The following is a 10,232-nucleotide window of genomic DNA, read 5'->3' on the forward strand; positions in this document are numbered from 1 at the left end:
TATTTTTTTTATATTCTTATAATTGTTTTTGTTTGCGATAAGCATTTTTTATATTTTTTTGGCCTTCGTATATTTCTTGTTATTTCGGGTGCCCTTTCTATTTATGGGTTAATGCAATATGTTTATTTTATGTTTTCTGGAATTGCACTTCCGTGGTACCTCCCATTTTTAGAGATTAAATATGGTAATGAGTTAATAGAAAATAGCAGTTATTACTTTTCAGAATTTGGTTATAGATTTTCTTCGTTATTCTCTGAGCCTGCTCATTTTAGTCAATATATTGGTCTTGCTTTATTGTTGCTTGTTTTACAAGAGAAAGTAATATTCTCTAAACGCTTTGACTCTTCTTTAATGTTTTTATTGGCTATTTCTCTCTTGTTAAGTGCTTCAGGCACAGGCTTTGCACTTCTAATTCTTGTATTTATTGCATTTACTAAGGTAAGAATCTTACAGAATAAATCTATATTAGGTTTATTGTTTTTTATTTATATAAGCATCCCTGCAATAGCTTTTGTTTTATTAAATTTTTCTACAGGTTTTGAACGGATGACCTCGTTTAGTGATGTTTCATCTATATATATTAGAGTTATTAGGCCTTATTCTGTTTATTTTGACATGCCAGTTTTACAAATGATCTTTGGAGTTGGGTATGGCAACTATTCGGAGTATGTATTGTCCTTGAATACTTTAACTGCTTTTGAATTGGAAAGGAATATAACTTGGGCTAATTCAGGTGCCTTTCTCCTAGTTGGAGTTGGTGGTTTTGCTCTATTACCCTACCTTTATTTTCACTATAGCATAAGCAGAAAATGTATAATTTCGATGTTTACTACTTTGTTTATAGTACTACACCTAATCTATAGTGACCTACCACTTTCAATTTTTTATATACTCTCTATTGCTTTTGTTTTATCAGTTGGCAAAAGTGGGGAATCTTTTCATAAGGATTAATATGAGCAAAAAAATTCTATACTTAACGCCTGCTTGGTATGGTTTTAAAGAGATTATGTCAGGAGAGCAAACCGAGATAACAGGGTTGCCTTCCTTTTCTCTACCCATTAAAGAGCTTATAGCTAGGGGTTATGAAGTTGATTTTGTAATTATTTACACTGAGCAAAAACCACCAAAGCTTGAACCTAAAGTAAGTTGGCTTAAGAAGTCATCATTCAAGGCATTTTGTTATTATGACCTTAAAATGCCAAATAAATTACTTTCACTTTATAGGTATAGAAAAGTCGTCAAAAACCTTATAAACAGTGTGGATTATGATTTTGTTTATGCTCATGGCAGTAGCCCTGCAGTGGTACGCGGAATGGTTAACAGTAAGGGGATAGCTTTCGGGCAGAGACTTTATGGTACATTTTTGTGGGACAAAATAAGTAAACATGGAAAGTATAGAACTTTTCTTAAGCATATTGTTGAAGCACTAGCATTTAGAACGGAAAAAAGTTTTTTATTAGTAACAAATGATGGTTCAAGAGGAGATCTTGTATTTGACTCAATAGGTTCAAAAGGAAAGTTTTCTTTCAATTATTGGGTGAATGGTGTTGAACGTGTGAATGAAAAAGAAATAGTTGACGAACAGCATGAACAATATGGCGATTTTATTTTTTACTGCAGTCGGATCGATGAATGGAAAAGGCAAGATAGAGCACTAGCTATTATTTATAAACTTAAAAAAGCTGGTAAGTTTGTTAATTTAGTGTTGGCTGGTCCTGTAGATACAATGGGTACTAGTTATTATGAGAGCTTATTGCAAAAAATAAAAGAGTTAGATATAGCAGAACAAGTATTTTTTACTGGGAGCTTGAGTAAAAAAGAAATGCATAGCTTCAATAGAGCTGCACTTGCATCTTTAAGTTTATATGATGTATGTAACCTTACTAATGTCTTCCATGAAATGATGGCAACAGGTGCCTTAATTATTGCAAAGAATGATGAGGTTTTGAGCAATTATATAGTAAATGGGGAAAATGGTTTTCTTGTCAACTGCAACGACAGTGTAGTTGAGATCATAGTTGATATTTTGGATGGGAAAAGACAAAAGTACTACGACTCAATTCGCCATAATGTACAAGTTTCTTCAAGTCAACTCACAAAGTCATGGTCTACAAGAATTGATGATGAAGTAACTTTAATTGAAAATTCAATTTTAGATAAGAGGCATTGTTAGTAATTATGTTTAAGAAAAAAATTTTATTGATCACTGGTGGGACTGGCTCTTTTGGTAATGCTGTATTAAAACGTTTTTTAGATACTGATATTAAAGAAATCCGTATATTCTCTCGTGATGAGAAAAAACAAGATGATATGCGCAAAGCGTTTAATAATGAAAAACTAAAGTTTTACATTGGTGATGTGCGTGATCCACAAAGTATTTCTACAGCTATGCGTGGCGTTGATTACGTGTTTCATGCAGCTGCTTTAAAGCAAGTACCTTCATGTGAGTTTTACCCACTTGAAGCGGTTAAAACTAATGTGTTAGGCACTGAGAATGTTTTAGAGTCGGCTATTTTTCATGATGTTAGCCGTGTTGTGTGTTTAAGTACCGACAAAGCTGTTTACCCTATTAATGCTATGGGGATTTCAAAAGCAATGATGGAAAAAGTCATTGTTGCTAAAAGTCGTAATTTAGAAGGCACAAATACTGTAATCTCAGGTACTCGTTATGGCAATGTAATGGCTTCGCGTGGCTCGGTTATTCCGTTATTTATCCGTCAAGTTATCGAAAATACACCAATAACTCTAACAGATCCGTCAATGACCCGCTTTATGATGACATTAGACGATGCAGTTGATTTGGTTCTCCATGCATTCGAGCATGGTGAGAACGGTGATATTTTTGTGCAAAAAGCACCGGCAGCAACTATTGACGTATTAACACAAGCTATTCTTGAGATGGTTGGAAAGCCTGAGCATAAAGTAAATATAATTGGCACTCGTCATGGCGAAAAGCTTTTTGAAGCTTTATGTAGCCGTGAGGAAATGTTTGTTGCTCAGGACCAAGGTGAATATTACCGTATACCTGCTGATAATCGTGATTTAAATTATGCTCAATATACAGAAGAGGGTGAAAAAGATCTTTCAAGCATTGAAGACTACAATTCACATAATACTCAGCGTTTGGATGTTGAAGGTATGAAACAACTACTCCGTAAGCTCGACTTTATGCGCGAAATTGAATCTGGAAATTTATTTGTACCAGAGGGAGTTTAAATATGAATATATTAATCACTGGCGCATCTGGGTTCATAGCTAAGAATTTAATTGTAAGTTTAAAGCGAAATGATAAATATGAAATAATTGAGTTTAGCCGCAAGTCTTCACAATCAGAGTTAAAAGAAGGTGTAGAAAAAGCAGATTTTATTTTTCACTTGGCGGGTGTGAATAGGCCAAAAAACGAAGGTGAATTTAAAGAAGGTAACTCTGATTTAACGTTACAGTTATGTGAGCTTGTTAAGGGAACTGGTAAGAATATTCCTATCGTTTATACTTCCTCTATCCAAGCTGAGCAAGATAACCCGTATGGTAAAAGTAAGTTAATAGCTGAAACACACCTAACAACACTACATAATGATACAGGTAATAGTATTTATATTTATCGTTTGCCAAATGTATTTGGTAAGTGGTGTAAACCTAATTACAACTCTGTAGTTGCTACGTTTTGTCATAACATTGCTAATAATTTGCCAATTCAAATAAATGAACCAGAAGCTGAGGTTAACCTAGTACACATAGGCGCTGTGGTAACCTCGTTTTTAGACACATTGACAAACCTACCAAAGAACACGTTACATATAGATGTTGAACCTACTTTTAAAATAACTTTAGGCGAGCTTGCAGAAACTCTTTATAGCTATAAGAAGAGCCGTGAAACATTAGTAACAGAGCCTGTAGGTGATGGCTTTAATAGGGTGCTTTACGCCACTTATATCAGTTATATAAAGCCTGAGGACTTCAGCTATTCTGTTGTTAAGCATGAAGATCCGCGTGGTATGTTTGTTGAAATGTTAAAAACGAAAGATTCTGGTCAGTTTTCTTTTTTTACAGCGCATCCAGGTATAACGCGTGGTGGGCACTATCATCATTGTAAAACTGAAAAGTTTTTAGTTATTAAAGGCAAGGCTAAATTTGGTTTTAGGCATATAGTTACTGATGAAGTAAGCGAGCTTATAACGAACGGTGATAAGCCAGAAATAGTTGAAACCGTACCTGGTTGGTCTCATGATATAACTAACATTGGTGATGAAGAATTAATTGTAATGCTATGGGCAAATGAAAATTTTGATCCCAAAGCACCAGATACTGTGGCTCATAAGGTTTAACAATGAAAAAGCTTAAAGTAATGTCGGTAGTTGGAACCCGACCAGAAATTATTCGTCTTTCGCGTGTTTTAGCTAAACTAGACGAACATTGCGAGCATATATTGGTTCACACAGGTCAGAATTATGACTTTGAACTAAATGAAGTTTTTTTTAATGATCTTGGTGTAAGAAAACCTGACTATTTTTTAAATGCAGCGGGTAAAAATGCAGCCGAAACAATTGGTCAAGTCATTATTAAAGTTGACCAAGTACTTGAAGAGATAAATCCTGAGGCTATGCTCGTATTAGGTGATACAAACTCTTGTATTTCAGCCATACCAGCGAAACGTAGAAAAGTGCCTATATTTCATATGGAAGCGGGTAACCGCTGTTTTGACCAAAGAGTGCCTGAGGAAACTAACCGTAGGATAGTAGATCATACTGCTGATGTTAATTTAACTTACAGTACAATCGCACGAGATTATCTTTTAGCTGAAGGCTTACCTGCTGATCGAGTTATAAAAACGGGCAGCCCTATGTTTGAGGTGCTTAATCACTATATGGATAGAATTGACGCATCTGATGTGCTAAGCCGCATAGGACTGAAGCAAGGTGAGTTTTTTGTAGTGAGTGCGCACCGCGAAGAAAACGTAGATTCGCCTAAGCAATTAGTTAAGCTTGCTGAGTCTTTAAACAAGATTGCAGAGCAATATAATTTACCTGTTATCATTTCAACTCACCCGCGCACACGCAATCGTATTGAAGCGCAAGGTATTGAGTTTCATAAGAACATTCAATTGCTGAAGCCATTAGGTTTTCATGATTATAACCACTTACAGAAAAATGCAAAAGTTGTGTTATCTGATAGCGGCACTATAAACGAAGAGTCTTCGATTATGAACTTCCCGGCATTAAACTTGCGAGAAGCACATGAACGCCCTGAAGGAATGGAAGAAGCCTCTGTGATGATGGTTGGCTTAGGTGTAGAACGTATAATGCAAGCTTTGCAGATATTAGAAACTCAGCCAACTGGGGCTACAAGGTTGTTAAGACCTGTGTATGACTACAGTATGCCAAATGTCTCGGATAAAGTGGTACGTATAATTCATTCATATACAGACTATGTAAAGCGCGTAGTTTGGAAAGAGTATTAATGCGAATTCTTTTTGTTAGTCAGTTATTCGATCCTGAATATTCAATAAAGGGCCTTGAGCTAATGAAGTATTGGGTATCTCAAGGCCATGAAGTTGAAGTGATAACTACATTTCCTAATTATCCAACAGGCAAAGTATTTGACGGATATACAATGACCTATAGGCAGGCTGAAGAACTTGAAGGTGTTAAAATTACTCGAGTTTGGTCGCATGTAAGCCACTCTAAATCTAAATTTTCTCGTGCATTTAGCTATCTTTCTTTTACTTTTATTGCATTAGTAGAGTGTTTCAAAAAGAAAGATATTGATTTGCTTTATACATATCACCCTCAGTCAACGACTGGTTTGATAGGATTGTTATTTAAAGTATTCAAGAAAAAACCTTTTATTACAGATGTGCAGGATTTATGGCCTGATGCGCTTTATGCTACAGGATTTAAAAAAGGTGGGCCTCTTCTTAAAATTGTTGATAAATGGTGTAACTTAATTTATGAACACGCTAGTCAGATCGTTACTTTGTCTGAAGGTTTTAAAGAGGCTATTATTAGTCGCGGAATTGATCCTAATAAAATCCACGTAGTTTATAATTGGTGCCCTGAAGAAAAATTAATAGATAAAGTATTAATCGCTAATAACACTGGTGTTGGTAATAACGAAAGGTTGAAGTTAGTTTATGCTGGTAATATAGGTGCGGCGCAATCTCTGAAAACAATTATAGATGCTGTATCTAAGTTCACCTCATCTGTTGATCTTCACATTTATGGTGGAGGTGTTGAAAAGGTTGAATTAGAAAGTTATGTTGATTCTGCTACCATCACAAATGTAACTTTTTATGGGTATGTACCAGCATCTAAAATTTTTGATCAGCTTGTTCAGGCTGATGTTTTAGTTGTTCATTTGAAAAATGAAGATTTATTCAAAATTACCATACCATCTAAAACACAGTCATCCATGGCAATGGGAAAAGCTATTCTAATGGCGGTTGGTGGCGAAGCTAATGAGCTCGTAGAAAGAGCTAAAGGTGGTATCGTTGCTCAACCTGGTTGTATAGAGTCAGTAACTTCTGCTATTCAAAAGTTAATTGATAATCGCTCTGAGCTCAAAAGCATGGGCGATAACAGCAGAGCTTTTTATTCTAAGAATTTATCGGCGGCAAGCAATTATAAAAAGTTGGATAATGTAATTTTAAAGGCAAGGAATACTAATGCTGATTAGGAACGCAAATATTAATGATCTAGATGAAATTGTTAGCGTACATATGTTGGCATTTAAAGGTTTCTTTCTAACAAATATGGGGGAGCCTTTTCTTAAACTACTTTATCAGGGCTTTATTGGTTTGGAAAAAGGGGTGATTAGAGTGGTTGAAATGGACAATAAAATTGTTGGTTTTTCAGCTGGAACCGTTTCACCTAACACTTTTTTTTCTGAACTTAAAAGCACAAATTGGCTATCATTTGCTTTTGCTTCTATATTAGGAATACTGAGAAGTCCAATCATTACTTTGAAAAAGTTATATGGCGCCTTGTTTTATAAGGGAGATGCAGTTGAGTCAATTGAAAACGGCGCACTTTTAAGTAGTATAGCTGTTTTGCCTAGTTATAGTGGTAAGTCCATTGGCGCTGAGCTACTAAAAGATTTTGAAAATCACATACTATCATTAAATATCAATAACCAGTTATATCTAACTACAGATAAATATAATAACGATCGCGTTGTGAGTTTTTATAAAAATGCTGGTTTTAATATAGATTCGGAGTTTTCTCAATCAGGTCGTCGAGTTATGTACCGGTTTGTGAAAAAACTACAGAGATAATTAAAAATGTCAGAAAATTTTTTACCATTTGCACTACCTGAAATCGGAGATGAAGAAATTAATGAAGTCGTCGATTCTCTTCGATCTGGATGGATCACAACAGGCCCTAAAGCTAAGCGTTTTGAAGAAGACTTTAGCCGTTTTCTTGGTGATGAAAATTTACATTCGATAGCGGTTAACTCAGCTACTTCGGGTTTGCATCTTGCGTTAGAGGCTCTAGGCGTAGGTCCTGATGATGAAGTGATAATTCCGTCATATACATTTACAGCAACAGCTGAAGTTGTTCGTTATCTTGGTGCAACACCTGTTTTTGTCGATGTTGAAGCCTCAACATTTAACATAGACCCTAAAGCGTTTGAAAGTGCAATTACCGCAAGAACAAAAGTGGTTATTCCGGTACATTTTGCAGGCTTAGCCTGTAATATGACCGAAATTTTGCGTATCGCATATAACCATAATATTAAGGTTGTAGAAGATGCTGCACATGCATTGCCATGTAAACATAATGGTGAAATGATTGGCACTCTTAAAAGTGATGTAACAGTATTTAGCTTCTATGCAAATAAAACAATGACCACTGCAGAAGGTGGTATGTTGGTAACAGCAAATGATGATATTGCCAAAAGAGCCAAAATTATGAGGTTGCATGGTATTAGCCGAGATGCATTTGATCGTTACACTTCAAATAAGCCAAGTTGGTCATACGAAATTGTTGCGCCTGGTTGTAAATATAATATGCCTGATATATGTGCTGCAATAGGAATCCATCAACTTAAAAAGTTACCTAGTTTTCTTCAGAAAAGGGAGTTACTGGCTGAAAACTATAATGAAGCGTTGAACGCACTACCTGTTATTTTACCGCCTCAACCTGAGGCAGGCTCTACACATTCATGGCACCTATATCCAATAAGATTAAAGCCTGATTGTGGCGTCAGCCGTGACCAATTTATAGAGAGAATGGCACAACTAGGGGTTGGGTGTTCAGTTCACTTTATCCCCCTACATTTACAACCATATTGGAGAGACACTTTTAACTTAGAAGAAAGAGATTTCCCTGTGTCTCAGGCCTTATTCGAGGGAGAAGTATCACTGCCGTTATATACAAAAATGACTTTAGAAGATCAGCGAAAAGTTATTGAAGCGGTAAATAAGGTTCTCAACAATGGCTAAGAGAGTATTTGATGTATTCTTTTCATCCTTAGGCTTATTATTACTTGCTCCTTTTTTGGTTTTAATCGCTGTATGGGTTAAAACTGGTTCAAAAGGCCCAATTTTTTTTCGTCAAGAAAGAATTGGTCTTCATGGTGAGCCCTTTAAAATTCATAAATTCAGAACTATGAGAGTTGATTCTGAGAGCGGAGGTCGTTTAACTGTTGGAACCGATGCTCGTATAACTAGTGAAGGAAGGATTTTACGAAGACTAAAGCTGGATGAATTACCTCAATTAATCGATGTACTCTTGGGTAAAATGAGCTTGGTAGGGCCTAGACCAGAGGTACAAGAGTTTATTGATTTTTATCCTAAAGAGATAAAAGACAAAGTGTTAAGTGTTAAACCCGGAATAACAGATAGAGCAGCTATAGAAATGGTTGATGAAAATGAAATTCTTGCTCAATATGCTGACCCAAAACAAGCATATGTAGATTTCATATTGCCAGTAAAACAAAATTATTATATTGATTATGTGAATTCAAACTCTCTAATAGGTGATTTAGTTATTATTTTCTCAACTTTGAAGAAAATAATCACTCGTTAAACTGTTGTTCAATAGCTATAATTCTTATTCTTGAATGTACCAGTGCTAACTATATTTAAGTTTAAACTAAAAATATTGTTTATCTTTTTTTTGGTAGGAAGATAATCTAACTGATTTTTCTGTTTTAATGTGCACTATATTGAATGTTTATTGTACAAATGAGCGCTGTATAGAAATGTTGTTGCTTCATTGAATATGTTTATTCTTGTTTGATTTATGACCTATGGATGTTGATACACCATAGTTAGAGTATTATTTGGCAGACACCTCATAGGATATTCCTTTTGGTAGCTTTTTACTTAAAACAAATCTAGATGAACTGCCACTGCTTTGTAGTGTCTTTAAAGGTGATATGAGCCTAGCCCAAGCCCTGGTTTATTAAACCAGCAAGAGTTAACAGAAGCTCGCGTAGCTCAAAACGTATTTGCAGTACGCCCAGGCATTACCGGCCTTGCTCAAGTAAATGAAATCGATATGTCTACCCCTGAGTTACTTGCAAAAACAGATCGCGAAATGATCGATACACTGACAATTGGTAATTACTTTAAATATATATTAATGACAGTAACCGGCAGTGGTAGTGGAGATCGGGTTAAATGAAAGGTGTTAGGGTAAGAAACAGGTTCTAGGAGAGTGACTAGGTAGGTTCTAGGGAAGTGTCTAGGGGCTAGGAAATTAAAGAGGGAAGTTTTATGCAATTTGAAAAACTGGATGTTTGGAAAAGAGCTTCTCGTTTAGTCCAGCACTTCAGTGATAAAATGTTCTAGTGATTTATTCACCACGGAGAACACCGAGTTCACTGAGGTAGAGATTAGAGAGTTAATAGATTTATATTTCCTTTTTACTGGTCTTTCCTCTGTGTAGCGAAGCGCCTTTGTGCTCTCGGTAGTAAAATGTTTTTAGTGATTTATTCACCACGGAGCGCACCGAGTTCACTGAGGTAGTGATTAGAGAGTTAAAAGATTTATATTTCCTTTTTACTGGTCTTTCCTCTGTGTAGCGAAGCGCCTTTGTGCTATCGGTAGTAAAATGTTTTTAATTATTTATTCACCACGGAGCGCACCTAGTTCACTGAGGTAGTGATTAGAGAGTTAATAGATTTATATTTCCTTTTTACTGGTCTTTCCTCTGTGTAGCGAAGCGCCTTTGTGCTCTCGGTAGTAAAATGTTTTTAGTGATTTATTCACCACGGAGCGCACCGAGTTC

General features: G+C 35.7%; 9 protein-coding genes and 1 pseudogene. All 10 read left to right on the forward strand.

Features of this window, described 5'->3' with window-relative positions; genetic code table 11:
* On the forward strand, positions 1-951 hold a 951-nt coding region (locus H5162_RS20425; protein WP_220493644.1), incomplete at its 5' end, for a hypothetical protein.
* A 1-nt stretch (position 952) separates the two neighbouring features.
* Positions 953-2,173 (forward strand): glycosyltransferase family 4 protein, encoded by a 1,221-nt coding sequence (locus H5162_RS20430; protein ID WP_182779388.1) that lies wholly within the window; start codon positions 953-955, stop codon positions 2,171-2,173.
* Positions 2,174-2,178: 5 nt separating this feature from the next.
* The gene (locus tag H5162_RS20435; protein ID WP_182779389.1) at positions 2,179-3,216 is read left to right on the forward strand and encodes a polysaccharide biosynthesis protein; all 1,038 of its coding nucleotides are present in this window, start codon (positions 2,179-2,181) and stop codon (positions 3,214-3,216) included.
* 2 nt (positions 3,217-3,218) lie between these two features.
* Positions 3,219-4,325, forward strand: a complete 1,107-nt coding sequence (gene wbjC / locus H5162_RS20440) for a UDP-2-acetamido-2,6-beta-L-arabino-hexul-4-ose reductase (RefSeq protein WP_182779390.1) — start codon at positions 3,219-3,221, stop codon at positions 4,323-4,325.
* Positions 4,326-4,327: 2 nt separating this feature from the next.
* A complete protein-coding gene (gene wecB / locus H5162_RS20445; protein WP_182779391.1) occupies positions 4,328-5,458 on the forward strand; it encodes a non-hydrolyzing UDP-N-acetylglucosamine 2-epimerase in 1,131 nt (376 codons plus the stop codon).
* On the forward strand, positions 5,458-6,672 hold the full coding sequence (locus H5162_RS20450) for a glycosyltransferase family 4 protein (RefSeq protein WP_182779392.1): 1,215 nt from the start codon (positions 5,458-5,460) through the stop codon (positions 6,670-6,672). Before wecB ends, H5162_RS20450 begins: the two co-directional genes overlap by 1 nt.
* Positions 6,662-7,270 (forward strand): GNAT family N-acetyltransferase, encoded by a 609-nt coding sequence (locus H5162_RS20455; RefSeq protein ID WP_182779393.1) that lies wholly within the window; start codon positions 6,662-6,664, stop codon positions 7,268-7,270. The genes H5162_RS20450 and H5162_RS20455 overlap by 11 nt, the downstream gene beginning before the upstream one ends.
* Positions 7,271-7,276: 6 nt before the next feature.
* Positions 7,277-8,440 carry a DegT/DnrJ/EryC1/StrS aminotransferase family protein gene (locus tag H5162_RS20460; RefSeq protein ID WP_182779394.1) on the forward strand — a complete coding sequence of 388 codons (1,164 nt, stop codon included), beginning with the start codon at positions 7,277-7,279 and terminating at the stop codon, positions 8,438-8,440.
* Positions 8,433-9,026, forward strand: a complete 594-nt coding sequence (locus tag H5162_RS20465) for a sugar transferase (protein WP_182779395.1) — start codon at positions 8,433-8,435, stop codon at positions 9,024-9,026. The genes H5162_RS20460 and H5162_RS20465 overlap by 8 nt, the downstream gene beginning before the upstream one ends.
* A gap of 280 nt (positions 9,027-9,306) precedes the next feature.
* A pseudogene (locus H5162_RS20470) lies at positions 9,307-9,626 on the forward strand (sugar transferase); the annotation flags it as partial.
* Between the last annotated feature and the right edge of the window lie 606 nt (positions 9,627-10,232).

It is taken from the genome of Pseudoalteromonas sp. SR41-8 (assembly GCF_014163915.1).
Lineage (GTDB): Bacteria > Pseudomonadota > Gammaproteobacteria > Enterobacterales > Alteromonadaceae > Pseudoalteromonas > Pseudoalteromonas rhizosphaerae.